The 24,287-nt window shown below is 55.4% G+C and carries 24 protein-coding genes; 14 read left to right on the forward strand and 10 right to left on the reverse strand.

What is annotated here, in order from left to right:
- Positions 1-33: 33 nt before the first annotated feature.
- Entirely contained in the window at positions 34-627 is a 594-nt protein-coding gene (locus tag ACR0IU_RS00610) for an invasion associated locus B family protein (protein ID WP_480714898.1), read from the reverse strand.
- Positions 628-1,080: 453 nt separating this feature from the next.
- On the opposite strand from ACR0IU_RS00610, the gene ACR0IU_RS00615 reads away from it, so the two are divergent.
- Positions 1,081-2,628: a helicase HerA-like domain-containing protein gene (locus ACR0IU_RS00615; protein ID WP_480714899.1), complete on the forward strand. Its 1,548-nt coding sequence runs from the start codon at positions 1,081-1,083 to the stop codon at positions 2,626-2,628.
- 44 nt (positions 2,629-2,672) lie between these two features.
- On the opposite strand, the gene ACR0IU_RS00620 is transcribed toward ACR0IU_RS00615, so the two are convergent.
- From ACR0IU_RS00620 to ACR0IU_RS00645, 6 genes are all read right to left on the reverse strand, one after another.
- Entirely contained in the window at positions 2,673-2,927 is a 255-nt protein-coding gene (locus tag ACR0IU_RS00620) for a hypothetical protein (protein WP_480714900.1), read from the reverse strand.
- Between the two features lie 186 nt (positions 2,928-3,113).
- Complete coding sequence (locus ACR0IU_RS00625) at positions 3,114-4,427, reverse strand: branched-chain amino acid ABC transporter permease (protein ID WP_480714901.1); 1,314 nt, start codon at positions 4,425-4,427, stop codon at positions 3,114-3,116.
- Complete coding sequence (locus ACR0IU_RS00630; RefSeq protein ID WP_480714902.1) at positions 4,424-5,434, reverse strand: branched-chain amino acid ABC transporter permease; 1,011 nt, start codon at positions 5,432-5,434, stop codon at positions 4,424-4,426. Before ACR0IU_RS00630 ends, ACR0IU_RS00625 begins: the two co-directional genes overlap by 4 nt.
- An 85-nt stretch (positions 5,435-5,519) precedes the next feature.
- Positions 5,520-6,350: an ABC transporter ATP-binding protein gene (locus ACR0IU_RS00635; protein ID WP_480714903.1), complete on the reverse strand. Its 831-nt coding sequence runs from the start codon at positions 6,348-6,350 to the stop codon at positions 5,520-5,522.
- The gene (locus tag ACR0IU_RS00640; RefSeq protein WP_170470288.1) at positions 6,347-7,135 is read right to left on the reverse strand and encodes an ABC transporter ATP-binding protein; all 789 of its coding nucleotides are present in this window, start codon (positions 7,133-7,135) and stop codon (positions 6,347-6,349) included. The genes ACR0IU_RS00635 and ACR0IU_RS00640 overlap by 4 nt, the downstream gene beginning before the upstream one ends.
- Positions 7,136-7,264: 129 nt before the next feature.
- Complete coding sequence (locus ACR0IU_RS00645; protein ID WP_170470285.1) at positions 7,265-8,446, reverse strand: ABC transporter substrate-binding protein; 1,182 nt, start codon at positions 8,444-8,446, stop codon at positions 7,265-7,267.
- Positions 8,447-8,616: 170 nt separating this feature from the next.
- Here ACR0IU_RS00645 and ACR0IU_RS00650 point away from each other — a divergent pair, with 170 nt between their 5' ends.
- Both ACR0IU_RS00650 and ACR0IU_RS00655 read left to right on the forward strand, forming a co-directional pair.
- Positions 8,617-9,711, forward strand: coding sequence for a PQQ-dependent sugar dehydrogenase (locus tag ACR0IU_RS00650; RefSeq protein WP_480454903.1), 1,095 nt, complete (start codon positions 8,617-8,619; stop codon positions 9,709-9,711).
- A 186-nt stretch (positions 9,712-9,897) separates the two neighbouring features.
- The gene (locus ACR0IU_RS00655; protein ID WP_319547185.1) at positions 9,898-10,320 is read left to right on the forward strand and encodes a GNAT family N-acetyltransferase; all 423 of its coding nucleotides are present in this window, start codon (positions 9,898-9,900) and stop codon (positions 10,318-10,320) included.
- Positions 10,321-10,339: 19 nt separating this feature from the next.
- Here ACR0IU_RS00655 and ACR0IU_RS00660 read toward each other — a convergent pair whose 3' ends face one another.
- On the reverse strand, positions 10,340-11,344 hold the full coding sequence (locus ACR0IU_RS00660) for a GlxA family transcriptional regulator (RefSeq protein ID WP_010440177.1): 1,005 nt from the start codon (positions 11,342-11,344) through the stop codon (positions 10,340-10,342).
- Between the two features lie 169 nt (positions 11,345-11,513).
- Here ACR0IU_RS00660 and ACR0IU_RS00665 point away from each other — a divergent pair, with 169 nt between their 5' ends.
- Positions 11,514-12,884 carry a class II 3-deoxy-7-phosphoheptulonate synthase gene (locus tag ACR0IU_RS00665; protein ID WP_010440176.1) on the forward strand — a complete coding sequence of 457 codons (1,371 nt, stop codon included), beginning with the start codon at positions 11,514-11,516 and terminating at the stop codon, positions 12,882-12,884.
- Between the two features lie 51 nt (positions 12,885-12,935).
- Here ACR0IU_RS00665 and ACR0IU_RS00670 read toward each other — a convergent pair whose 3' ends face one another.
- On the reverse strand, positions 12,936-13,607 hold the full coding sequence (locus ACR0IU_RS00670; RefSeq protein WP_480714904.1) for a PAS domain-containing protein: 672 nt from the start codon (positions 13,605-13,607) through the stop codon (positions 12,936-12,938).
- A gap of 232 nt (positions 13,608-13,839) precedes the next feature.
- On the opposite strand from ACR0IU_RS00670, the gene ACR0IU_RS00675 reads away from it, so the two are divergent.
- The 10 genes from ACR0IU_RS00675 (at position 13,840) to phoB (ending at position 23,319) form a co-directional block, all read left to right on the forward strand.
- Entirely contained in the window at positions 13,840-14,730 is an 891-nt protein-coding gene (locus tag ACR0IU_RS00675) for a YicC/YloC family endoribonuclease (RefSeq protein ID WP_480714905.1), read from the forward strand.
- A 15-nt stretch (positions 14,731-14,745) separates the two neighbouring features.
- Positions 14,746-15,387, forward strand: coding sequence for a guanylate kinase (gene gmk / locus ACR0IU_RS00680; RefSeq protein ID WP_170539741.1), 642 nt, complete (start codon positions 14,746-14,748; stop codon positions 15,385-15,387).
- Positions 15,384-15,905 carry a gamma carbonic anhydrase family protein gene (locus ACR0IU_RS00685; protein WP_480714906.1) on the forward strand — a complete coding sequence of 174 codons (522 nt, stop codon included), beginning with the start codon at positions 15,384-15,386 and terminating at the stop codon, positions 15,903-15,905. Before gmk ends, ACR0IU_RS00685 begins: the two co-directional genes overlap by 4 nt.
- 6 nt (positions 15,906-15,911) lie before the next feature.
- Complete coding sequence (locus ACR0IU_RS00690; protein WP_480714907.1) at positions 15,912-16,943, forward strand: sensor histidine kinase; 1,032 nt, start codon at positions 15,912-15,914, stop codon at positions 16,941-16,943.
- 180 nt (positions 16,944-17,123) lie between these two features.
- Complete coding sequence (locus ACR0IU_RS00695) at positions 17,124-18,179, forward strand: substrate-binding domain-containing protein (protein WP_170470255.1); 1,056 nt, start codon at positions 17,124-17,126, stop codon at positions 18,177-18,179.
- Positions 18,180-18,261: 82 nt separating this feature from the next.
- A complete protein-coding gene (gene pstC, locus ACR0IU_RS00700) occupies positions 18,262-19,734 on the forward strand; it encodes a phosphate ABC transporter permease subunit PstC (protein ID WP_480714908.1) in 1,473 nt (490 codons plus the stop codon).
- The gene (gene pstA / locus ACR0IU_RS00705) at positions 19,731-21,089 is read left to right on the forward strand and encodes a phosphate ABC transporter permease PstA (RefSeq protein ID WP_480714909.1); all 1,359 of its coding nucleotides are present in this window, start codon (positions 19,731-19,733) and stop codon (positions 21,087-21,089) included. The genes pstC and pstA overlap by 4 nt, the downstream gene beginning before the upstream one ends.
- A 12-nt stretch (positions 21,090-21,101) precedes the next feature.
- On the forward strand, positions 21,102-21,899 hold the full coding sequence (gene pstB, locus ACR0IU_RS00710; RefSeq protein ID WP_010440155.1) for a phosphate ABC transporter ATP-binding protein PstB: 798 nt from the start codon (positions 21,102-21,104) through the stop codon (positions 21,897-21,899).
- Between the two features lie 16 nt (positions 21,900-21,915).
- Positions 21,916-22,617: a phosphate signaling complex protein PhoU gene (phoU, locus tag ACR0IU_RS00715; RefSeq protein ID WP_010440152.1), complete on the forward strand. Its 702-nt coding sequence runs from the start codon at positions 21,916-21,918 to the stop codon at positions 22,615-22,617.
- 12 nt (positions 22,618-22,629) lie between these two features.
- A complete protein-coding gene (gene phoB / locus ACR0IU_RS00720; RefSeq protein WP_010440149.1) occupies positions 22,630-23,319 on the forward strand; it encodes a phosphate regulon transcriptional regulator PhoB in 690 nt (229 codons plus the stop codon).
- On the opposite strand, the gene ACR0IU_RS00725 is transcribed toward phoB, so the two are convergent.
- Positions 23,316-24,227 (reverse strand): LysR substrate-binding domain-containing protein, encoded by a 912-nt coding sequence (locus tag ACR0IU_RS00725; protein ID WP_480714910.1) that lies wholly within the window; start codon positions 24,225-24,227, stop codon positions 23,316-23,318. The genes phoB and ACR0IU_RS00725 overlap by 4 nt on opposite strands.
- Positions 24,228-24,287 lie beyond the last annotated feature (60 nt).

The raw sequence follows: 24,287 nt of genomic DNA on the forward strand, positions 1-24,287 counted from the left end.
AAGCAACGGCCCGGGTTTTAGCTAAATTCGGTATCAGTTTGCTGACTCAGTCAGGCCATCAAATGCTGCGGTGAAACCGCTTAGCGACATCTCCATGTTCAGCACCTGATCCGGCAGGCGGGCTGGGACCAGCGAGAGCACTGCAGTGGATCCCGATCTCATGGCATCGATATCGCCCTGAGTCAGTCCTAGTTGCGCAAGACATCCTACCGGGACACAGTGGTGATAGTTATACAACTTGCGCGGCGCACCATCGATTGAAACCGCCAACTGAGCCTGCAGAAGTGTTTCAAGCGGAACCACGACGTTTGCCCAAGCGACGGCGGCACCTCCTTGCGGCAACTTGCCGATCGACACCTCGGCGATTGGATCGCCTTGCTGATTGTTCAGAATCTGAACCATGGCGCACGGATCCTGGCTAGCATCGGATTTGATGCAAGAAATTTTCCAATCGCCCGATTGCTCTTTCTCATATTGCTCGCCAATCCGGGGACCGGTCTGGCCCAAATCCAGATCAGAACCGACCTCGGCCCCGGTTTCCGGAGCGTCGGCGCTTTCCTGCGCCAGGGCCGTGGTGCAGAAAAGTCCTGCCGCCACGATGCTAAGGGGTGCCAATTTCCTGATCATAAATGCCTCATCTTGATGATCCAGCTTTTTGCCTCGTCTAACATTGTTGTAGGGCGGTGTCAGGAACAATCCGAACGACGGTCTGCAAATTACTCAATTTTTTGCCGATACGCGCCAAACACAGCAAATTAAGCAGTGAACAGGCAATGAAAAAGGGAGCCGGTGGAGCGGCTCCCTTCTTGAATTTTTCTCCCCGTCGGACTGGCCGACTTAGTTATGCGCAGACGTTACGAAAGCGAAACCCATCGGTCAACTGCTAACCCCCAAAAAAAAGAACCGATATCGTTGGATTTGGTCAGAATTCATAAAAAAGCCGTGCCCGAAGGCACGGCCAGTCGACAGGGAGGAAGTTTGCCACCGCAGTCAGACCACGATGAGCAACATTTACTCTCGCAGCGAAAGGTTAACTTTGTATGCTTGCAGCAGATCGGTAGAATTCAGGGCAGTTTCTTAATGGACAACAAAATATTCGTAGGCGGCGGCGGTGATGGATACTCAGTGGCACAGGGGTTGTCATTGAAATACGCGAACCGCCACGGTCTTATCGCCGGCGCGACCGGAACAGGTAAGACGGTAACGCTGCAAATTCTGGCCGAAGGATTTTCGCAAGCCGGTGTTCCGGTGTTTCTGTCCGATGTCAAAGGTGACTTGTCGGGATTGGCGCTGCCCGGTAGCGAAAGTCACAAGCTGCATCAAGCCTTTCAGGACCGCGCTGCAAAGATCGGGTTCGATACATTCTCGTACACCGCGTGCCCGGTTACTTTTTGGGACCTGTTCGGTGAACAAGGCCATCCCGTCCGAACGACCGTGACAGAGATGGGCCCGCTGCTGTTATCCAGACTGATGGAGCTTAGCGAGGCGCAGGAAGGTATTCTGAATATCGCCTTTAGGGTCGCGGATGAAGAGGGCATGCCGCTGCTGGACTTGAAAGACCTGCAGGCATTGCTGGTCTGGATTGGCGAAAACCGAGCCCAGCTGTCGCTACGATATGGCAACGTTTCCACGGCATCGATTGGTGCCATTCAGCGGCGTTTGCTGGTGCTTGAAAATCAGGGCGGCACGAACCTGTTCGGTGAGCCTGCGCTGGAACTTTCAGATCTGATGCAAACTGACGAAAGCGGGCAAGGTATGGTGAACATCCTGGCCTCGGACAAATTGATGGGGTCTCCGCGTCTATATGCGACTTTCTTGTTATGGTTGCTCAGTGAACTCTTCGAGGAATTGCCCGAAGTTGGTGATCCGGAAAAACCCAAGCTGGTGTTCTTCTTTGACGAGGCGCATTTGCTGTTCGAGGACGCTCCGAAAGTGCTGGTGGACAAGGTCGAACAAGTGGCGCGGCTTATCCGGTCGAAAGGTGTGGGCGTATACTTTATCTCGCAAAACCCAGCCGACATTCCCGAAGATATCCTCGGCCAGCTGGGCAATCGGATCCAGCATGCGCTTCGGGCATTTACCGCACGCGATCGAAAAAACCTGCGTCTGGCGGCAGAGACCTATCGCGAGAATCCCGCCTTCGATACCGAGGCCGCGATTCGCGAAGTCGGCGTGGGCGAAGCGGTAACCTCGATGCTGCAAAAAAAAGGGGTCCCGGGTGTCGTCGAACGCACCCTGATCCGACCGCCGGGTTCTCAACTTGGCCCGATAACCAAAGCAGAGCGTCAATCGTTCATCGAAGCGTCTACGATGGGTGCCAAATACGGCACCCGGATCGATCGCAAATCTGCCTTTGAAATCCTGCAGGCGCGGGCCAATGCGGCGGCCAACGCGGCTGAACTGGCCGAATCTGACGAAGTTTTGGAGCAACAGAGCCCGATGGAACGGGAGTATGCCTCGGCCCGCAGATATTCGGGCAGTCGTGTTGGGCGCTCTTCTTCGCGTGTCTCGCGAAAGAAGGATACTTTCGCCACGGCCATGAGCGAAGCCGTGATCAAAGAGCTGAAAGGAACGACAGGTCGCCGTATCGTTCGTGGCATCCTGGGCGGATTGTTTCGCAATCGCTGAGGCGTTCGATCAGGCGCGCGATCAACAGGTCGCACGCCGCCTGATCAGCGCTTCAATCGTCGCAGGCCTTCTTGTTTGCAGTAGTTGTCTGCCTCGGGCACCGACATCTTGGTGGCGGGGAAATCGATCGCACGATCCCAGCTGACCCTGTCATGCCGGTAAAGCTGGCAGGTCACGACCCCTTTGGGTGTCTGCACCTTGACCGGGGTGGTTTCCAATTCCTCTGGCGTGGGTACGCAGGCCGATAACACTGCCATTGTCAGAACGGCCATAGCGAATATTTTGAGTGGTTTGTTCATAGCGAGGTCGACGCTCTCATCCTGGTAAACTTCAGATCGTTAACAACCCTGCGCCAATCTCGCGCAGAGCTTGGCACAGCAGCGATGTGGTGGTTCGCAATGTGCAGGTTTAGCCCTTTCTGATCTTCCGCACAATAAAACGCGCCGGTTCACGGCGCGTTAGGGGAAATTCTCACGAAATTTTGCTTATTTCTCTGGGATCAACCCTCTTGGGCTGAATCTGAGAACAATCAGCAGAATAAGTCCCATCGTGAACAACCGCATATGTGCTGCGCTGTCTATCAGATGCGACTTCAAAGCGCTGCCATCGGGCATTCCTGCGGTGATCAGGTTCATCAGCCACAGGCCAATGGGTTCAACCTGCACCCACAAGAACCAGATTAGGAACGCTCCCAGTACGGCTCCGAAATTGTTGCCCGATCCACCGACGATGACCATGACCCAAACAAGGAAGGTAAAGCGCAAGGGGTTGTAGGTACCTGGTGTCAGCTGCCCGTCGAGCGTGGTCATCATTGCGCCGGCAATGCCGCAGATGGCTGAGCCTAAAACAAAGATTTGCAAATGACGGCGGGTGACGTCCTTGCCCATCGCCTCAGCCGCAACTTCGTTGTCACGAATGGCACGCATCATGCGGCCCCAAGGACTTTTTAACGCCATCTGAGCCATCCAGAGCAGTACCAGCAAAACGATCAGGAACAGCAACGAATACCCAAGCTTCACGGATAGGGTCGAGGCGGTGACGGGGTCCAGCCCGAACCATTCGGCCCGCGCGATGAAAGAGGGGTCTTGCTGCAGCTCAACCTCATAGCCCACCACTGGTGCGGGGCGTGGTATGCCGTAGACATTCTTGACCCCCCGGGCCAACCAGTCTTCGTTTTTCATAACAGCGATGATGATTTCTGCGATCCCAAGCGTAGCAATCGCCAGATAGTCCGACCGCAAACCCAGAGCGGTTTTACCGATCAGCCACGCCGCGCCTGCGGCCAGCAGCCCTCCAGCCGGCCAAGCGAATAGGACCGGCAGGTTCAGCCCGCCAATATTGCCTGCGACAGCAGGATCAATCGCTTCGATCGAAGCAACATTGGGATCAAAGATTGCGCGGTAAACAAAAAAGCCAACGATCAGAATGCCGATGATCGCAAACGACCGTGTGCGCCCTTTCGGCATCTTCTGCGCGACCATAACGGCCGCGACCACCGTTGCCGCGCCCAGCAATAGCGAAAGGATGACACCGTATCCTCCACTAGACCATGCGCCAGGCGTCGGTGGGGTTGAGACCAGAACAACCGCAAGACCGCCCAGCGCGACAAAGCCCATGACACCGACGTTGAACAGGCCTGCAAAACCCCATTGCAGATTCACCCCAATCGACATGATGGCTGAGATCAGGCCCATGTTCAGGATCAGGATCGCGGCGTTCCAGCTCTGCGTGAACCCGGTCAACAGGATCAGGCCGCCAACGACAACAAAAAGCAGAGTGTTTTTGACGGGCTCGCTCATATAACTTTTCCTTTGAACAGTCCTGTCGGCTTAAACAGCAGCACGATCAGCAAGATGGCGAAGCTGACGGCGAATTTGTAGTCGGTGGACAGGAACTGGACCAAACTGGACGGTTCCAGGTTTTCCGGTGCCAGATAGGTCAGCACCTTTTTCCACGCATAGGTGACGGTCACCTCAGAAAACGCGATAATGAAACCGCCCGCGATGGCGCCCAGAGGGTTTCCGAGGCCGCCCACAATGGCCGATGCGAAGATCGGCAGCAAAAGCTGGAAATAGACGAAAGGCTTGAAGCTTTTGTCGAGCCCGTAAAGCACACCTGCAGTGGTCGCCAGGGCGGCAACGATGATCCAAGTGATCATCACCACGCGTTCGGGGTTGATACCGGACAGCAATGCCAGATCCTCGTTATCCGAATAGGCGCGCATCGATTTGCCGGTGCGGGTCTTGTTGAGGAACCAGAACAAGGCGGCCACGGCTACCACAGCGACAACAACCGTGATGGCTTGCGAGGTCTTGATCGCAAGCCCCTCGTTCAGTCCCGTCCAAGCCTTGAAATCCCGCGCTTTAATCAGGAACCGCGCACCGTCTGAGAACCTCTGGTCATCTGGCCCGATGATGAACCGTACCAGCCCGTTCATGATGAACATCACGCCCATGGATACGATCACCAGAATAACCGGTTTGGCCTTTTGTTCCCGGTAGAACCTATAAACCAGTCGGTCGGTGATTAGCACTAGAACAATACAGCCCAGAATGGCAAAGGGCAGGGCCAGCAGAGCGGTCGGCAACGGCCCAAAACTGACCCCGCCGGCCTGCAGACCCCACGTCACCAGTACGGCAATCATCGCACCAAAGGCCATCGTGTCGCCATGGGCAAAGTTCGAGAACCGCAGGATGCCGTAGATCAGCGTCACCCCCAACGCGCCCAGCGCCAACTGGCTGCCATAGGCGATTGCGGGAACAAGAACGAAGTTGGAGAGCGCCACAAGGGCGTTGAGGAAGTCCATTAGTTCGTTACCTCATTTTCCAATTTCGTTCGTCTTTTCGACCTGATTTCAGAGTGATCAAACACAGGAGTAGCTGTCACTGGCGTCATCCCCCCAAGAAACTCTTACGCACTTCGGGATCGGCCAGCAGTTCCTTGCCGGTGCCGGTATAGGCATTGCGTCCCTGAACCAGCACATACCCCTTGTCCGCAATCTCCAGCGCCTGGCGGGCGTTCTGTTCGACCATCAGGATCGGCAGGCCGGTGCGCGAGACCTCAATGATCCGATCAAACAACTCATCCATCACGATGGGTGAGACACCAGCGGTGGGTTCGTCCAGCATTAGTACCTTGGGCTGGGTCATCAGCGCGCGGCCCACAGCGACCTGTTGGCGTTGACCACCTGACAGCTCTCCGGCGGCCTGATTGCGCTTGTCGCGGAGAATGGGGAAGAGGTCATAGACCTGCTCCATCGTGTCCGTGAAATCGTCACGACGGATGAAAGCGCCCATCTCAAGGTTCTCTTCGACCGTCATCGACGTAAATATATTCGAGGTCTGTGGCACAAAGCCCATGCCACGCTGCACACGATCCTGCGGGCTGAGATTGGTGATATCTTCGCCATCCAGGCGCACAGACCCTTGGCGTACGTCCAGCATGCCAAAAACGGCCTTCATTGCGGTCGATTTACCCGCACCGTTGGGTCCCACGATCACCGCAATCTCACCCTTGTCAACGGCAATGGTGCAATCATGCAGGATGTCCGGCCCTTTGCCATAGCCGCCGGTCATGGTGTCACCAATCAGGAAAGGGCCGCCCTCGACTCTGTGAGTCTCACCACTTTTGCGATGCGCTGGAGTCATGGTGCCGACACCATGCGGATTGGTGATTGAGGCGTCCTTGTTGCCCTTATCGTCCTGGTAGGGGTTGTCGCTCATGCGCCCGCCTCCAGCTTGTCTTTGTTCTTAAGGCCGGTGCCCAGATAAGCTTCGATCACGTGTTCATTGGCTTTGATCTCGTCCAGAGTGCCTTCGGCCAACACCTTGCCCTCGGCCATGCAAATGACCGGGTCGCAAATCTTGCCGATGAAATCCATGTCGTGCTCGATGACGACGAAGGTATAGCCGCGTTCCTTGTTCAGGCGCAGAATCGTGTCAGCAATGGTCATAAGCAGGGTGCGGTTCACTCCCGCGCCGACTTCGTCCAGAAACACGATCTTGGCGTCGACCATCATGGTGCGGCCAAGTTCCAGCAGTTTCTTCTGCCCACCCGAGACCTGACCGGCCTTGTGATCTGCCAGATGCTCGATGGTCAGGAACTCCAGCACCTCATCAGCCTTGGCTTTCAGTGCGCGTTCCTCATCGGCGATACGTTTACGCCCGAACCATGTGTTCCACAGCGATTCACCCGATTGTGCACCGGGTACCATCATCAGGTTCTCGCGGCAGGACATCGAGGAAAACTCATGCGCAATTTGGAAGGTACGCAGCAGGCCTTTGTGAAACAGCTCATGCGGAGGCAGGCCAGTGATATCCTCACCATCCATGTGGACCTTGCCGCTGGTCGGTGGAAGAACACCCGCGATCACGTTGAACAGAGTGGTTTTTCCGGCCCCGTTCGGACCGATCAGACCGGTGATGGACCCTTTTTGGATTTCCAGCGATGCCCCGTCCACCGCATGAAACCCGCCGAAATGCTTGTGCACGTCTTCGACGACGATCATCTTTTCCCCTTGCCGCCCTGTTCGGCGTTCTTGTTGTCACATCCCCTTAAGGGAGGTGCGGCCTTTTGTCATTGAAACAGCCCGGACACAAGGCCCGGGCTGCTTGATTTTATGACTATGAAGTTCGGATCAACGGAAGTTGACGGTCTTGTTCTCGCCGTCGGTCACTTCGATCTCGCGATAGGAACCTGCGCTTTCACCGGGTCCGATCAGTTCAACACCAGATGCGCCGACATAGTCGATTTCCTGACCAGCAGCCAACAGTTCCAGACCTTTGGCCAGTTCACCGGGATAGATTTTCTCACCCGGAGCGTTGGCAACGTCCATGATCTTTGCACCGTATTCTGCCGGAGCGGTCGAACCTGCGGCCTGCATGGCCAGCATGAACAGCGCTGCGGCATCGTAAGCTTCGGGCGAATAGGGTGAAGAGCCGTCGAAACCAGCAGCTTCAGCCATGGCAAAGTATTTCTCAGCACCTTCGCCGCCGGAACCGGCGATCTGTCCGAACGAGCCGTTCAGGTCGGGGCCGACATTTGCGGGCAGCGAGTCACCGATCATGCCGCCAGGCAGACCGAACGTGTCAAACGCGCCGCTGTCCAGTGCTGACTGGATGATGCCCAGACCGCCTTGGTCCAGATAACCCGCAACCACCAGTATGTCGCCACCGGCGGAGGCCAGCGCGCCGACTTCTGCCGAGTAGTCAGCCTTGCCGTCTTCATGTGCAGCGACGATGGTGACTTCACCACCCGAAGCTTCGAATGAAGACTGGATCGCGTCTGCCAGACCTTTGCCGTAGTCGTTGTTGGTGTATGTCAGAGCGATCGAACTGATGCCGCGATCGTTCAGGATATCTGCCATCACCTGACCTTCACGCGCATCCGACGGGGCGGTGCGGAAGAACAGGCCGTTATCCTCCATGGTCGACAGGCCAGGCGATGTTGCCGAGGGTGAGATCATGACCATGCCGTTCGGAATCGCAACGTTCTGCAGGATGGCGCCAGTTACGCCCGAGCAGTCACCGCCGATGATGCCAGCGACGCCATCCGCGATCATGCGTTCGCCGTTCGATGTCGCCAGGCCGTTGTCGATGCAGCCGGTGTCAGCACGCGTTCCGGTAACGGTTGAGCCATCCAGCAGCTTCCCGGATTCGGTAACTTCGGCCATTGCCAGTTCAGCGCCCGAACCCATGGCAGGTGCCAGCGATTCAATCGGACCCGTAAAGCCAAACAGTACGCCCAGCTTAACGTCGTCGGCCATTGCGGTTCCCGCCAGCAGGGCGGTTGCTGCAGTAGCGGTAAGCAGCTTTTTCATTAGGTTACTCCCTATTTATTGTTTGAACGTCGTCGTTCTGGGCATGACCCTAGGCAAGCTGCTCGGAAAAGAAAAGTCCTAACAAAAAAGTGCTTTTGTCCGCAGACAATCTATCTGCTTTGATGGGAACTGAGCCTTAATACCGAAGTATTGTTGAGAAGAGGGTAGAGATGCATAGAATTTTAGCGGTTCTGGTTCTGTCCTGTTGGTCGGTGTCCGGCTGGTCCGATGTTATCGAGACTTCAGTCGGGAAAATTCAATTCAACCAAGTCGTGAAAGGCCTGGACACGCCGTGGGCCATTGGCATTCTTCCAGACAACAGTTTCATCGTGACCGAACGCGATGGAGAGCTTCTTTATGTCGCTGAAGGCGAGGCAAAGCGCGTCAAAGGGGTGCCAAAAGTGGCCGCGAACGGGCAGGGTGGTTTGCTTGATGTCACGATTGCTCGGAATTTCAGTCAAACCCGAGAGCTTTTTCTAACGTTTTCAAAGCCGCAAAGAGGTGGTGCGGGTACTGCAGTTGCAGTCGCGCGGTTCTCCGAAAGCGGGGATCGCCTGACCAACCTGCGCATAATCTTTGAGGCCGTGCCCGGCGGTTCCGGGGGTCGGCATTTTGGCTCGCGTGTCGTCGAGGCCGAGGATGGCTCGTTGTTTGTCACGATCGGAGATCGTGGGGATCGACCGGCAGCTCAAGACCGGTCAAACCATTTGGGAACGGTTTCTCGAATAAATCCAGATGGAACAGTTCCTCGTGACAATCCGTTTGTGGACAATCCCGATGTCCGGCCCGAAATCTGGTCGTTTGGACACAGGAACCCTCAGGGAGCCAACTTGGATCTGCAGGGTCGGCTTTGGGTGTCTGAACACGGGGCCAAAGGGGGCGATGAGGTCAATCTGATCCGGCCCGGAGCTAACTATGGATGGCCCGTGATCTCTTATGGGGTACATTACTCGGGGCAGAAGATTGGCAAAGGAACGTCGAAACCGGGGATGGAGCAGCCTAAACACTATTGGGACCCGTCTATCGCGCCCTCGGGATTGCTTGTGTATTCAGGTAAGCTCTGGCCAGAGTGGAAGGGGGATCTGTTCGTAGGCTCTTTGAAATTTGACTATATCGCACGGCTTTCGGGCAATCCACTGCGCGAGGTAGAACGGATCAAGGGTCCTGAAACAGAACGTGTCCGTGATATCGTAGAAGCGTCCGATGGGTCGATCTGGTTCATTTCGGTCGGGCAAGGCGCGGTTTATAGGATGTCGCGCCTCTGATAACCTGCAACGAAGTTATTGAATTTTCCAAGTCATCGGAGCGTTTGAGTAACCCGGTGGCCAGTTGATTTGAGGTGCCAAATGTGTGGCTTCGTAATTGAACTGTGCAGCACTATACCGCCGAAGAGCGAACTGAATTCGATCTTGAAAGAGTATTACGCGCTTATCGTTGTCAGAATGCAGGCAATGGGATTTGAGATAGATCCGGCTGCCCCTGAAAGCGCGCTGGCCGAGTTCTGGGCAAATACGGATGACTATTTGCCCCCGAATGGATGTTTGGTCGTGGCAAGAAACCAAACCCGAGACATAATTGGATGCGGGATGCTGAAACGGTTTGATTCCCGAACGGGTGAGCTAAAGCGGGTCTTTGTGATCGAGGGAGCAAGAGGAACCGGGGCGGGGCGCGCCCTGATCATGGCCCGTGAACAAGCTGCACGCGATATGGGTCTTAAGCGCCTGATCGCTGACACACTGACGCCAAATGTCGAAATGCGAAGCTTGTATCCCAAGCTCGGATTCGTTGAGCTCGAAGAACCGATCGAAACCACAACCTATCTGGATCAACCAATGCTTCGGCCGCACCTGCATTACTTCGAAAAAGAGCTGTAGGTCTGGCAGCGTCTTTGGATCAAACAGACAATCGCCCGCTCTGCGCTCCACGTTCACGATAAGGCGTCGTATTATAGTGTGCCCGGTAGCATTTTGAGAAATGCGATGGGCTGGCAAAGCCACAGGCCAGCGCCACGTTGATGACACTCATATCTGTCTGCATCAGCAAGTTGCGCGCTTTGTGCAGGCGCAGCTCCATGTAGTAGCGTTTGGGGGAACGGCTAAGATAGCGGCGGAACAGGCGTTCAAGCTGACGCGTGGACATGCCCACGTCCTTGGCCAGAATCGAAGGCGAGATCGGCTCTTCTATGTTCTTTTCCATCATCAGGATGACTTGGCTGAGCTTGGGGTGACGCACACCGATCCGCGTAGGTGTCGACAGACGCTGAGTGTCCTGATCCGTGCGGATTGAGGAATATATCATCTGATCCGCGACTGCATTTGCCAGATCTTCGCCATAGTCATCGGCAATTAGTTTAAGCATCAGATCAATCGACGATGTTCCACCTGCGGTGGTCATTCGGTTCCCATCCACCAGAAATACGGATTTGGTCAGTTCGACCGTATCGAATTCCTCGGCAAAGCTATCAGAGTTTTCCCAGTGGATTGTGGCCCGTTTACCTTCCAGCAATCCCGCTTTCGCAAGCGTATAAGCAGCAGTACAGAGACCACCAATCTTCAGCCCCTTGCGGGCTTCGCGGCGCAGCCAGTTCAACACCCGTTTTGTGGTGGCCGCCTGAACGTCGACCCCACCGCAGATCAGGATCACTTCATCGCGCTGCAATTCTTCAAGATCTGCATCCAATTTGAAGGTGGTTCCGGCTGAACAATGCACCAGCTCTCCGCCTTCACCCGCCAGCGTCCAAGTATACAAATCGCGATTTGCCATACGATTGGCGATGCGCAGACTGTCGAGGGCCGATGCAAAGGACAGCAGTGAAAACTTGTCCAAAAGGACAAACACAAAATTAAGCGGTTTGCCCGCGTCATTTTCCACGGTGACAACTTGGCGTTGCTCTTGCATGGCGAACTGTCCTTGATTCGGTACACGTCAGCTTCTTGGCGACGGCAGATATGCCCGTCAACATGCTCAAAGCTTGTTTGCGCCGTCAAGAGGTGCAAATCGCATATGGCCTCTCTTCAATGCTTTTTGTATAGAGGCGATCTGAATTACCTCAGCGGAGATCCAAGCTATGACCGAGTGGCAAAAAACGAACTGGCGCAACAAGCCCCGAGTTCAGATGCCCGACTATACCGACGCGGCTGCGTTGGGAAAAGTCGAGGCGCAGCTTTCAAAGTATCCCCCGCTTGTTTTTGCCGGCGAAGCGCGGCGGCTCAAGCAGCATTTGGGGGCTGCAGGCCGGGGTGAGGCATTCCTGCTGCAAGGCGGTGATTGTGCTGAAAGCTTTGAACAGTTCAGTGCGGACGCTATCCGCGATACGTTCAAGGTGATGCTGCAAATGGCGATGGTGCTGACATATGGCGCCAAGGTGCCAGTGGTCAAAGTTGGCCGCATGGCAGGTCAATTCGCCAAGCCACGCAGCGCGCCAACGGAAATTGTGGATGGTGTAGAACTGCCCAGCTACCGTGGTGATATCATCAACGAACTGGACTTCACGCCAGAGGCCCGAATTCCTGATCCGAGCAAGATGCTGCAGGCCTACACTCAGGCGGCTGCTACACTAAACCTGTTGCGCGCGTTTTCGACCGGTGGTTTCGCGGATATGAGCCATGTCCACTCTTGGACACTGGGCTTTGCCGACGGACAAGACGTTCAGAAATACTCTGAGATCGCCGACCGCATTCAGGATTCGATTGATTTCATGGGGGCGGCGGGCATCACTGCGGATACGACGCATGAGTTTTCGTCGGTAGAGTTCTACACCAGCCATGAAGGCCTGCTGCTTGAGTACGAAGAGGCGCTGACCCGTCTGGATTCGACCTCGGGCAATTGGTTGGCCGGCTCGGGGCACATGATCTGGATCGGCGATCGTACCCGCCAGCCCGATGGTGCGCATGTCGAATTCTGCCGCGGTGTCCTGAACCCGATCGGTCTGAAATGCGGTCCGACAACCAGCGCCGAAGACCTCAAGGTTCTGATGTCGAAACTGAACCCGGAAAACGAAGAGGGTCGTCTGACTTTGATCGCGCGTTTCGGCGCAGGCAAAGCGGGTGAGCATCTGCCGCGTCTGGTCCAGGCTGTGAAAGAAGAAGGTGCCAAGGTCACTTGGGTTTGTGACCCGATGCATGGCAACACGATCAAATCGGCGACCGGGTACAAGACACGACCGTTCGATTCCGTGCTGCGCGAAGTACGCGACTTCTTTGGAGTGCATCAGGCCGAGGGCACCGTTCCGGGTGGGGTGCATTTCGAGATGACCGGTCTGGACGTCACCGAATGCACCGGCGGTGTCCGCGCTGTGACCGAAGAGGATCTTTCTGATCGCTATCACACAGCGTGCGACCCGCGCCTGAATGCGTCGCAGTCGCTAGAACTGGCCTTCCTTGTTGCGGAAGAACTGACCAATCTGCGCCGGGATCGGGGCAAGCGCGCCGCGAGCTAAAGTAGCAATGGTTCAAAGACGAAAACGGCGGGCAAGTTGCCCGCCGTTTTTTTATTCATCCCTCGACGAAACCAGCTTTAGGTGCGGTGCGCCTTTGAAACCGCTCGGACTTTCGGCAAATCCCTCTGCCATGTTCTGCACGTGTTTTGTCGGGGTCTGTAGATCTGAAACCTCGTGTACCCGGTGATCGGATAGTGTGAACCGACGCGGCGTGACACCGATCATCCCATCACTGACCATGACACCCAGGACTCTGCTGATGTCTCCCAGATCGCTCTTGAGTGGTAGCAAGATCATGCGCGCTTGTAAGATTACCCGACCCAACTTGCCCTTTGAGACGAGCCCAAGTTCGGCAACTGCAGGTGCAGAGAACACCTGATCTAGAAGCCGCTTGGTGTCATCTCGGGCATCGGGCTCGAAGAACGAAGTGAGCGGCATCCCGCGAACTTCCATTCCCGCCAGTTTATTCAGATGACTCCCGGCCAGACGAAATCGGGCAAGACCGGGTGCGATGCGTTCAAGAATGAAGGTGTATTCCAGTATATTCTCAAGCCCGCGCGGATCGATTTGTGACCGCATTGGAACGCCATCTGCTGTCAGCAATGCTGTCCAATAGGCTTCGGCCTGACGAATAGGGGACAGGCTGCGTCCACTGTCAAATCGGTCCATCGCGATGATCTTTCCAAATTCAGAACCGGATTTAGTACTGAAAAACCTCTTCATTTCATCACCCCAACGTCAATCGATCACGATTTTTCTAAAATGCCACCTAATTGGCGATGCTGCGACCCACCAGCCTTTTCCGCTGCAAGATTGACAGGGGTTAATACAATTTTGGAGCAATTCTTTAACGAATGGTTAACCTCTCGGAATTGATCCGGATTTGAGCAAGGACTTGCCCCCTGCTGGTCAATGGCATTAGGTGCGACCAGTGAATTTGACGGAAAGGGCAGTCATGATCAAATCCATGACCGGGTTCGCCTCGGGTAAGGGCGCGTTCGGGCCCCATAGCTGGACTTGGGAGTTGCGCAGCGTCAATGGCAAAGGGTTGGACCTGCGTCTGCGAATGCCGGACTGGCTGACAGGTCTTGAGGCCGCGCTGAGAAGCGACCTGTCAAAGCAAGTCAATCGCGGCAATGTCACACTGTCCCTGCGGCTGAGTCGCGAGGAAGCCGCTGCAGATATTCAACTGAACACTTCTGCGATGGAGGCTGCACTGGAGGCGCTGGCTCAGACTGAGGCCATGGCTGGCACGCGCGGCGTGCTATTGGCGCCGTCGAAGGCCAGCGATCTGCTTTCCCTGAAGGGGATGATGGAAGTAGGCGGTGATAGTGATGATCCGGAGCCACTTGTTGAGAAGCTGAAAGCGGAGTTTGGCGGGCTGCTTTTGGAATTTATTGAAATGCGAAGTGCTGAAGGAAAAGCGCTGGCAGGTATACTTGGCGGGCAATTAGACCAGATCGCTGAATTGACAAACCAGGCTGTCAAACTGGCCGAAGGTCGTCGGATGCAAATGGAACAGGCATTGCGAGACAATCTCGCGCGGGTTCTCGATAACACCCAAGGTACCGATCCTGAACGAGTTGCGCAGGAGCTTGCGCTTATTGCGGTGAAGGCTGACATTACCGAAGAGATCGACAGATTAATCGCGCATGTTGCAGCGGCACGCGTGCTGTTGTCGCAAGACGGACCGGTCGGGCGCAAGCTGGACTTCCTGATGCAGGAGTTCAATCGTGAAGCGAATACGCTTTGCTCGAAATCGCAAAATGCCGAACTGACAGCCGTCGGTTTAGAGCTGAAGGCCGTGATCGATCAGATGCGCGAGCAAGTACAGAACGTGGAATAAGGACGGATACATCACATGGCGGATCGCCGCGGTCTACTAATCATTCTGTCGTCGCCGTCGGGCGCAGGCAAATCTACTCTGGCCCGTCGCCTGATGCAGTGGGATGTCGGCCTAGAGTTTTCAATCTCAGCCACTACCCGCGCGCCGCGCCCGGGTGAGGAACATGGGCGAGAGTATTATTTCCTCTCGGAAGATGAGTTCAAGCAACAGGTCGCAGATGGCCAAATGCTGGAACACGCTCATGTTTTTGGTAACTTCTATGGTTCACCTGCGGGGCCGGTGCGTGAATCCATCACGCAAGGGCGTGACGTGCTGTTTGATGTTGATTGGCAAGGTGAGGTGCAGATTCGCAATTCTGATCTTGGCAAACACGCATTGTCAATTTTCATCCTTCCTCCTTCGATCCGTGAGCTTCGGCGCAGACTGGAAGGGCGCGGACAGGACAGTGATGATGTGATCGCCAAACGCATGCTAAAAAGTTGGGATGAGATCAGCCATTGGGGTTATTACGATTACGTCCTGATCAACGATGATCTGGATGCAACCGAGGAAAAACTGAAAACCATTGTCAGTGCCGAACGGATGCGCCGTATTCAGCAGCCCAGCCTGCAAAACCACATCCGCGCTCTGCAAACCGAATTCGATGGTCTATCATGACGATTTACGCCTTGGGCAAACACACACCAAAGATACACGAAGACACTTGGGTTGCACCTGATGCCAACCTGATTGGCAAGGTAGTATTGGAACAGGGGTCTTCGGTTTGGTTCGGCTGCACCATCCGCGCGGATCACGAGGAAATACGAGTGGGGGCTGGCAGCAACGTGCAGGAAAACTGCGTGATGCATATCGATGCCGGATATCCGCTGTCGATAGGTCAGAATTGCACCATTGGTCACAAGGTCATGCTGCACGGCTGCACAATCGGAGACAATTCTCTGATCGGTATGGGCGCCATCATATTGAACGGCGCAAAGATCGGCAAAAACTGTTTGATCGGGGCAGGGGCGCTTGTTACGGAAGGCAAGGAAATCCCCGATAACTCACTTGTCATGGGATCACCCGGTAAGATCGTGCGACAGATCGATGATACAACTGCGCAAAAGCTGACTTTGAGTGCGCTGCATTATCAGGAAAACATGCGTAATTTTCGCGATTCTCTGCGACCGGTCTGAGTTTGCATGACTGACACTTTGCTCGCTGATCTTGTCTCTGCCATTCCCGCACCAGCGCTTCTGGTCGGGCAAACCGAGCGGATCGTAGTTGCGAACACTGAGGCCTTGTCTCTGTTGGGCCAAGCCATTGAAGGCCGGCACTTTGCAACGATCCTGCGGCAACCGCAGATCATAGATGCGGTTGAGCAGAGCCTCCGGTCGAAAGAACCGGGTCGGGCGCGACATCTGTCAAATGACGGTGCGCAGGATACCACTTTTGAAGTGCAGTGCAGGCCCGTCAATGGGACCGATGCCGTACTGGTCGTGTTTCAGGATGTCACGCATCTGGAACAGGCAGGCCAGATGCGCCGCGATTTTGTAGCCAATGTCAGTCATGAACTGCGGACACCTCTAACGGCGCTGATGGGGTTTATCGAAACCCTGCAAGGCCCAGCCCGCGATGACACAGCAGCACGTGATCGGTTTCTGCAGATCATGGCGGATGAGGCCAATCGAATGAACCGGCTGGTGGGGGATCTGCTCTCGCTTAATCGGGTCGAAAGTGAAGAGCGGGTCAGGCCCAAGGAACCATTGGAGCTGACCGGGTTAATTCAGTCGACGTTGAACACGCTACGGCCATTGGCAGATGATGCAGGTGTCGAGCTATCACTGGATGCCCCGAACGATCCAATCACAATGGTTGGGGACAGCGATCAGTTACGTCAAGTTTTCACTAACCTTGTTGAAAACGCGATCAAATACGGCGGGAGTGGTGGCCGAGTCGATGTGATCGTGAATCTGTCCGAGCGAGATACCGCAATGCGCGGGCCAGCCGTGCGGATCAAGATCATAGATCAGGGTCCCGGCATCGATGCCAAGCATCTTCCCAGGCTGACCGAGCGATTCTATCGGGCAGACAGCCACCGCTCACGCGAATTGGGCGGAACGGGGCTGGGTTTGGCGATCGTAAAACACATCGTCAATCGCCATCGCGGACGACTGAAAGTGGATAGCGAGTTGGGACAAGGTGCCGTTTTCACGGTGATCTTGCCGCGTTGAAATTGCGCGGACGGTTGGTATCCAGTCATGACGCCTCGTCAAGTTAAGAATTTCTGAGAAATTCGTGAGTTGTCATGAAACTGTTACATGCCTGTCACAAAAGACTTACGCGAGCGTCATAGTGCTTCGCCCAGATCATCATAGGGGTGATCAGAACGTATATTTCTCAAGGAGACTGGGATGTCCTTTGTAAAACTGTCGGCTTCGGCTCTGGCCATCGCTGCCGTATCGGCGACCACTGCGGCCGCTCGTGATCAGGTTCAGGTTGCTGGCTCGTCAACCGTTCTGCCTTACGCTTCGATTGTTGCTGAAGCCTTCGGTGAGAACTTTGATTTTCCGACACCTGTTGTTGAATCCGGTGGCTCTTCTGCTGGTCTCAAGCGTTTCTGCGAAGGCGTGGGTGAAAACACCATCGACGTCGCCAACGCATCGCGCAAGATTCGCGAAAAAGAGATCAAAGCCTGCGCAGATGCTGGTGTTACCGACATCATCGAAGTTCAGATCGGCTATGACGGCATCGTGTTTGCATCCGACATCAACGGCAACTCGTTCGCGTTCACACCGGATGACTGGTACAAAGCCCTTTCCGCTCAGGTTGTTGTTGACGGCCAGCTGGTCGACAACCCCTACAAAACTTGGGATCAGGTGAACCCAAACTTCCCTGCTCAGCCGATTGCTGCCTTCGTTCCTGGCACCAAACACGGCACCCGTGAAGTGTTCGAAGACAAAGTGATCCTGGCAGGTTGCGAGCACACCGGCGATTTTGACGCCTATCTGGCCGCTGCCGAAGGTGATAGCGACAAAGCCAAGAAAAAAGCCGCTGAAAAAGCTTGTATCGCGCTGCGTACTGATGGCGTTTCAGTAGACATCGACGGCGACTACACTGAAACTCTGGCCCGCATCGACAGCAACAAAGACGGCATCGGCGTCTTTGGTCTGGCGTTCTACGAGAACAACACAGACAAGCTGCAGGTTGCCACCATGTCCGACGTGGTTCCTTCGACCGAATCGATTGCAACCGGTGAATACCCGGTCTCTCGTCCGCTGTTCTTCTACGTAAAGAAAGCGCATATCGGTGTGATCCCCGGTCTGAAGGAATATGCTGAATTCTTCGTCGCGGACGAGATTGCTGGCCCTGATGGCCCGCTGGCTGAATACGGTCTGGTATCGGACCCGGAACTGATCAAGGTTCAGGAAGCTGTTGCCAATGAAACCGTTCTGGGCGGCGGTTCTTAAACCATAGAACTTATGAACCGGGGCGATGCAAACACGCCCCGGTTCTTTTTGACTCCAACTCTGCCATACCCACGGAGTTCACATGGCGTTATCCTGGATTTTGCTCACCCTGCTTGCTTTGGCGGTGCTTGGGTACTTCGCGGGCCGGTCCCGCGCCTTGGCAAGTGCCGAGGGTGATGCGCGCGCATTGCATTCCTTGCCATCCTATTATGGGTACAATGTCGCGCTTACCGCGCTTGTCCCCGCGCTGGGATTGCTGATCCTGTGGCTTCTGGTGCAGCCATTGATTGTGAACAACACGGTGTCAGGTATGATCCCTGACACTGCGATCGCCGAAGGCTCTGATCGTGGTCTGGTCATGAGCGAAGTTCGCCGCGTCGCCTATGGGTTAGACGGTGCGATTGCGTCTGGACTGCTGTCCGAGGTGCAGGCGCGCAACGCCGATGCAGATATCGAAGCACTGACACAATCGTTGAAAGATGCAGGTCAGGTTCTGACTCAAGACATCTCAAAGCCCATTCTGTTGGCCGCTCAAAAATACCGTAGCATGACGTCGACCGGTTCAACCGCAATGCAGATCATGGTTCTGGTCGTTGCGCTTTTGGGAGCCGCATTTGCGTATATCCGCACGCACAAGGAATTCCGCGCCCGCAATGTAGTCGAGCAAGGTATTTTGGCGCTGCTTCTTCTGGCCGCTTCTATCGCCATTCTGACAACCGTAGGCATCGTTCTTTCAATGCTGTTCGAGACGATGAATTTCTTCCAACTGCATTCATGGAAAGACTTTTTCTTTGGCAGCACATGGGCCCCGAACTTCCGTGGAGGTAGTGAGCTTTCGATCCTGCCGCTGCTGTGGGGCACGCTATACATCTCAGTAATCGCGCTGCTGGTGGCGGTGCCGATTGGCCTTTTTGCGGCGATATATCTGTCGGAATACGCGACCGGAGCGACCCGTTCGATTGCCAAGCCGCTGCTTGAAATTCTCGCCGGTATCCCAACCATCGTTTACGGCTTATTTGCTTTGTTGACCGTTGGTCCGGCGCTGGTGTCCCTGTTCGGGGACGGCGGGGCACTGGGGCTTGGCTGGATGGCAAGTTCCAACGCCGTTCTGACTGCAGGTCTGGTTATGGGGATCATGCTGATCCCGTTTGTATCCTCACTATCGGATGACATCATCAATGCGGTGCCCCAATCGATGCGAGATGGCTCGCTTGGGTTGGGAGCAACCAAGTCCGAGACTGTGCGTCAGGTGGTCTTGCCAGCAGCGCTGCCGGGTATCGTCGGTGCGATCCTGTTGGCTGCTAGTCGGGCCATTGGCGAGACCATGATCGTGGTTATGGCGGCCGGTGCGATTGCGAAATTCTCGGGTAATCCCTTTGAGGCGATGACGACTATCACCACCCGTATCGTCAGCCAACTGACCGGCGATACCGACTTTGCAAGCCCTGAAACGCTGGTGGCCTTCGCACTGGGTCTCACGCTGTTCGTCATCACGCTGGGGCTGAATATCTTCGCCCTCTACATCGTACGCAAATACCGGGAGCAGTACGAATGACCGATATTTCCCAATCCCCTGGCGCTTCTTCTGCTGCGAAACCCAAAGGTTCGCTGTTTGATAAGGATGCACGCACTAAACGTCGCAATGCCGCTGAGGGGCGGTTCAAACTGTATGGCATCGCCGCCATTGGTATCGGTCTGCTGATGTTGATCGTTCTGGTGACCAATATCGTGACCGCTGGTACTGGCGCTTTCCAACAAAGCTCTCTAGAGCTGAATGTCGAGCTGAAGGAAGACAAGCTGGATAAAAAGGGCAATCGTAACATCGAGGATATCAAAAAGGTCTCAACCTTTGGTTACGCCCCATTGATCGCTTCGGCGTTGGAATCCGAAGTACAAATGCTTGGCATTCAAACAGATCTGAAACCCAAAGAAATGGGTAAGATTCTGTCGAAGGCCGCACAAGCAGAACTGAGGAACTATGTTATCGCCAATCCGGATGAGATTGGAAAAACCGTAAGCTTCCGCTTTCTGGTCAACAGCCGTGTCGATGGTTACATGAAAGGTCGCGTGACGCGCGAGTCTATTGCCAATGACAAGAGCATCTCGGTCGCGCAGTTGGACTTTGTTGACCAGCTAAGGGATGCGGGCATCTTGTACAAAGCCTTCAACCCGGATTTCATCTTTGGCTCGGACGCCTCTGACCAACGGCCCGAAGCGGCCGGGATCGGTGTATCCATGCTTGGCTCACTGTTCATGATGTTCGTGGTGCTGGCACTGGCATTGCCCATTGGTGTAGCCGCTTCAATCTATCTTGAGGAATTTGCGCCGCAAAACCGGCTGACCGATATCATCGAGGTGAACATCTCGAACCTCGCAGCCGTACCGTCCATTGTGTTTGGTATCCTCGGACTGGCGGTGTTCATCAACTACATGCACCTGCCGACCTCAGCCCCGCTGGTGGGTGGATTGGTGCTAACGCTGATGACGCTGCCCACGATCATCATCTCGACCCGCGCTTCACTTAAGGCGGTGCCGCCTTCGATCCGAGATGCGGCGCTTGGGGTAGGGGCCTCGAAAATGCAGGCAGTGTTCCACCATGTCCTGCCACTGGCAGCGCCGGGCATCCTGACAGGTACTATCATCGGCCTGGCACAAGCGCTGGGGGAAACGGCTCCGTTGCTGCTGATCGGGATGGTAGGCTTTATCGCTTCAAACCCGCCGGACGGAATCGTTGCGGGGTTCCTGTCTCCGAACTCGGCCATGCCTGCGCAGATCTATGAATGGTCCAAACGCGCTGACCCGGCCTTTTACGAACGCGCATGGGGGGGCATCATCATTCTGTTGATCTTCCTCGTGACAATGAACACCATTGCGGTCATCTTGCGCCGCCGCTTTGAACGCCGCTGGTAAGAGGGGGCAATGATGAACGATATGACACGAGTGGAGAGAACCGTGGACTCCAAAGCAATCAAGATCGCCGCGAATAATGTTCAGGTCCACTATGGCGATACCCATGCCATCAAGGACGTGAATGTCGAGATCGAAGACAAGACGGTTACCGCCTTCATCGGCCCCTCGGGCTGCGGCAAGTCCACGTTCCTGCGCTGCCTGAACCGGATGAATGACACCATCGATATCTGCCGCGTCACCGGGGATATTCTGTTGGATGGTGAAGATATCTATGACAAACGGGTCGACCCTGTGCAGCTGCGCGCCAAAGTGGGCATGGTGTTCCAGAAGCCCAACCCGTTTCCAAAGTCGATCTATGACAACGTCGCTTATGGTCCTCGCATCCACGGCCTTGCGAAAAACAAAGCGGAACTGGATGAGATCGTTGAGAAATCCCTGCGCCGCGGTGCTATCTGGGACGAGGTGAAGGATCGTCTGGACGCGCCCGGAACAGGCCTGTCCGGTGGCCAGCAGCAGCGCCTATGTATCGCCCGCGCCGTCGCGACCGAACCAGAGGTTTTGCTGATGGACGAGCCATGCTCGGCGCTAGACCCGATTGCGACGGCACAGGTCGAAGAACTGATAGATGATCTGCGTAAGCGGTATTCGGTGGTGATTGTTACCCACTCAATGCAGCAGGCCGCGCGTGTTAGCCAAAAGACCGCGTTTTTCCACCTGGGCAATCTGGTCGAATTTGGTGAGACCGGCCAGATATTTACAAATCCCGAAGACCCCCGGACCGAAAGCTACATTACCGGCCGGATCGGCTGAGAACAGGTATTCAGACATGACCGAACAACATATTGCATCCGCGTTCGACCGGGATCTCGAGGCCATTCAAGCCCATATTATGAAGATGGGTGGCTTGGTCGAAGCCGCCATCATGGGCGCCGCCCGTTCGCTGGAAACCCGCGACGAGGAATTGGCGCAGGAAGTGCGACAGGGCGATAAGGCCATCGATGCGCTGGAAGAATTGATCAACGAAGAAACCGCACGGCTGATTGCGTTGCGTGCCCCCACGGCAGGTGATCTACGATTGGTTCTGTCTGTGCTCAAGGTTTCAGCCAACCTCGAGCGGATCGGCGATTACTCCAAGAACATTGCAAAGCGAACCACCGTTCTGGTCAATGCGGGCGAGATCAACGGCAGCGCCGCCGCGCTGCGTCGCATGGCGCGCGAAGTTGAACTGATGTTGCGAGATGCGCTGGATGCTTACATCCAGCGAGACGCAGAATTGGCCACCGACGTAATCGAACGCGATCAGGAAGTGGACCAAATGTATAACGGCTTGTTCCGCGAGTTCCTGACCTTCATGGCTGAGGACCCGCGCAACATATCATCCTGCATGCACCTGCATTTCATCGCAAAGAACATCGAACGGATGGGCGACCACGTGACAGCGATCGCAGAGCAGGTTGTCTATCTCGTTACTGGTGAGCGGCCCAGCGAAGCCCGGCCCAAAGCTGATAACACGTCTCAAACGATCTAGGAGACTTTCGACATGTCCGCTGATCAACCGACGGTACTGGTGGTTGAGGATGAGCTGGCTCAGCGAGAGGTGCTGGCCTATAATCTGGATGCCGAAGGGTTTCGCGTATCACGCGCTGCCAATGGGGAAGAAGCTTTACTGCTGGTCGAAGAAGATCGCCCTGACATAATCGTTCTTGATTGGATGATGCCCAATCTCAGTGGTATCGAGGTCTGCCGTCGATTGAAATCGCGGTCTGACACGCGCTCGATCCCGATCATCATGCTGTCGGCCCGGTCCGAGGAGGTCGACAAGGTGCGCGGCCTTGAGACGGGCGCGGATGATTATGTGGTCAAACCGTACTCGATCGTGGAATTAATGGCGCGTGTCCGGACGCAACTGCGCCGAGTGAGGCCAGCGACAGTAGGTATCCGACTGGAGTTCGATGATATCATTCTGGATTCCGAGACCCACAAGGTCAGCCGAGACGATAAGCCTTTGAAATTGGGACCAACTGAATTCCGGCTGCTGAGCACATTCATGGAAAAACCCGGCCGTGTCTGGAGCCGCGAGCAATTGCTTGACCGTGTTTGGGGGCGCGATATCTATGTCGATACACGCACCGTTGATGTCCATATCGGTCGCTTGCGCAAAGCATTGACACAGCACGGCGGTGAAGATCCGGTGCGTACGGTTCGTGGGGCAGGGTACGCGTTGGGCTAACGCGGTAGCGCTTCTTCGGTTTGTGCTTGAGACGCCAACCAATGTCTGAACTGCCGCAGGGCGTCGTCGTCGGACTTTTCGCGCGGCCAAACCAGATAATAGGCACCCATAGCCTCAATTGCGTTTGGGAAAGCCGCAATCAGTTTGCCGGTCGCCAGGTCCTGTTCGACCAGATAGTTCGGCAGTAGCGCCACACCCAATCCATGCAACGCAGCTTGATTGATCGTGTTGAACTGGTCGTGGACCGTGCCGGGTAGAGGGTGCTGATGTTCGATTCCCATTTGGCGAAACCAGTCTTGCCATGCACGGGGTCGGGTATGGATGTGCAACAAAGGCAGTTTGAGTAAGTCTCGAGGTGAGGTTGGCGCGCCTTGCGGTAAGAGACCGGGCGCGCAAACAGGTAGAACACGCTCCATACTCAACAACAAGCGATCGGTTCCAGGCCAATCCGGCTCCCCAAAATGTAATGCCGCATCAAAGGGTTCGGATGCAAAGCTGAATGGCCTCAGTCGCGTGGTCATGTTGATCGTAATATCAGGGTGGAGCCGCGCAAAGTCGGGAAGACGCGGCACCAGCCAACGCATTCCGAACGTTGGCAGGATCGCCAAGTTTAGTGTTCCGCCGGCCGGAGCAACATGCAATTTCAATGCAGCCTGTGCGATCTGCGACAAGGCTGGCCGAATTTCCCGAACGTAGTCTTGCCCCGCCTTTGTGAGTGATAGCCGCTTTCGATCACGACTAACCAACTCGGCGCCCAAATGCGCCTCGAGCGTCTGAAGTTGTCGGCTGACAGCGCTTTGCGTCAGAGCCATTTCATCAGCGACTGCCGATGCTGACCCAAGTCGATCCAAAGCTTCAAGCGCGCGCAGTGCAGATACGGGCGGTAGAGTAGGGCGGATCGGTCTCATCTATGCGTTTTGATCATGAAACCATGCAAATGTCTCGCTGTTTTTTGACAATAGCTCAGG

This window comes from Ruegeria sp. CL5 (assembly GCF_056536485.1).

Excerpts from the sequence above, each read along its gene's own strand:
- ACR0IU_RS00610 (WP_480714898.1), bottom strand. The coding sequence starts at position 627 with ATGATCAGGAAATTGGCACCCCTTAGCATCGTGGCGGCAGGACTTTTC.
- ACR0IU_RS00615 (WP_480714899.1), top strand. The coding sequence starts at position 1,081 with ATGGACAACAAAATATTCGTAGGCGGCGGCGGTGATGGATACTCAGTG.
- ACR0IU_RS00620 (WP_480714900.1), bottom strand. The coding sequence starts at position 2,927 with ATGAACAAACCACTCAAAATATTCGCTATGGCCGTTCTGACAATGGCA.
- ACR0IU_RS00625 (WP_480714901.1), bottom strand. The coding sequence starts at position 4,427 with ATGAGCGAGCCCGTCAAAAACACTCTGCTTTTTGTTGTCGTTGGCGGC.
- ACR0IU_RS00630 (WP_480714902.1), bottom strand. The coding sequence starts at position 5,434 with ATGGACTTCCTCAACGCCCTTGTGGCGCTCTCCAACTTCGTTCTTGTT.
- ACR0IU_RS00635 (WP_480714903.1), bottom strand. The coding sequence starts at position 6,350 with ATGAGCGACAACCCCTACCAGGACGATAAGGGCAACAAGGACGCCTCA.
- ACR0IU_RS00640 (WP_170470288.1), bottom strand. The coding sequence starts at position 7,135 with ATGATCGTCGTCGAAGACGTGCACAAGCATTTCGGCGGGTTTCATGCG.
- ACR0IU_RS00645 (WP_170470285.1), bottom strand. The coding sequence starts at position 8,446 with ATGAAAAAGCTGCTTACCGCTACTGCAGCAACCGCCCTGCTGGCGGGA.
- ACR0IU_RS00650 (WP_480454903.1), top strand. The coding sequence starts at position 8,617 with ATGCATAGAATTTTAGCGGTTCTGGTTCTGTCCTGTTGGTCGGTGTCC.
- ACR0IU_RS00655 (WP_319547185.1), top strand. The coding sequence starts at position 9,898 with ATGGGATTTGAGATAGATCCGGCTGCCCCTGAAAGCGCGCTGGCCGAG.
- ACR0IU_RS00660 (WP_010440177.1), bottom strand. The coding sequence starts at position 11,344 with ATGCAAGAGCAACGCCAAGTTGTCACCGTGGAAAATGACGCGGGCAAA.
- ACR0IU_RS00665 (WP_010440176.1), top strand. The coding sequence starts at position 11,514 with ATGACCGAGTGGCAAAAAACGAACTGGCGCAACAAGCCCCGAGTTCAG.
- ACR0IU_RS00670 (WP_480714904.1), bottom strand. The coding sequence starts at position 13,607 with ATGAAGAGGTTTTTCAGTACTAAATCCGGTTCTGAATTTGGAAAGATC.
- ACR0IU_RS00675 (WP_480714905.1), top strand. The coding sequence starts at position 13,840 with ATGATCAAATCCATGACCGGGTTCGCCTCGGGTAAGGGCGCGTTCGGG.
- gmk (WP_170539741.1), top strand. The coding sequence starts at position 14,746 with ATGGCGGATCGCCGCGGTCTACTAATCATTCTGTCGTCGCCGTCGGGC.
- ACR0IU_RS00685 (WP_480714906.1), top strand. The coding sequence starts at position 15,384 with ATGACGATTTACGCCTTGGGCAAACACACACCAAAGATACACGAAGAC.
- ACR0IU_RS00690 (WP_480714907.1), top strand. The coding sequence starts at position 15,912 with ATGACTGACACTTTGCTCGCTGATCTTGTCTCTGCCATTCCCGCACCA.
- ACR0IU_RS00695 (WP_170470255.1), top strand. The coding sequence starts at position 17,124 with ATGTCCTTTGTAAAACTGTCGGCTTCGGCTCTGGCCATCGCTGCCGTA.
- pstC (WP_480714908.1), top strand. The coding sequence starts at position 18,262 with ATGGCGTTATCCTGGATTTTGCTCACCCTGCTTGCTTTGGCGGTGCTT.
- pstA (WP_480714909.1), top strand. The coding sequence starts at position 19,731 with ATGACCGATATTTCCCAATCCCCTGGCGCTTCTTCTGCTGCGAAACCC.
- pstB (WP_010440155.1), top strand. The coding sequence starts at position 21,102 with ATGAACGATATGACACGAGTGGAGAGAACCGTGGACTCCAAAGCAATC.
- phoU (WP_010440152.1), top strand. The coding sequence starts at position 21,916 with ATGACCGAACAACATATTGCATCCGCGTTCGACCGGGATCTCGAGGCC.
- phoB (WP_010440149.1), top strand. The coding sequence starts at position 22,630 with ATGTCCGCTGATCAACCGACGGTACTGGTGGTTGAGGATGAGCTGGCT.
- ACR0IU_RS00725 (WP_480714910.1), bottom strand. The coding sequence starts at position 24,227 with ATGAGACCGATCCGCCCTACTCTACCGCCCGTATCTGCACTGCGCGCG.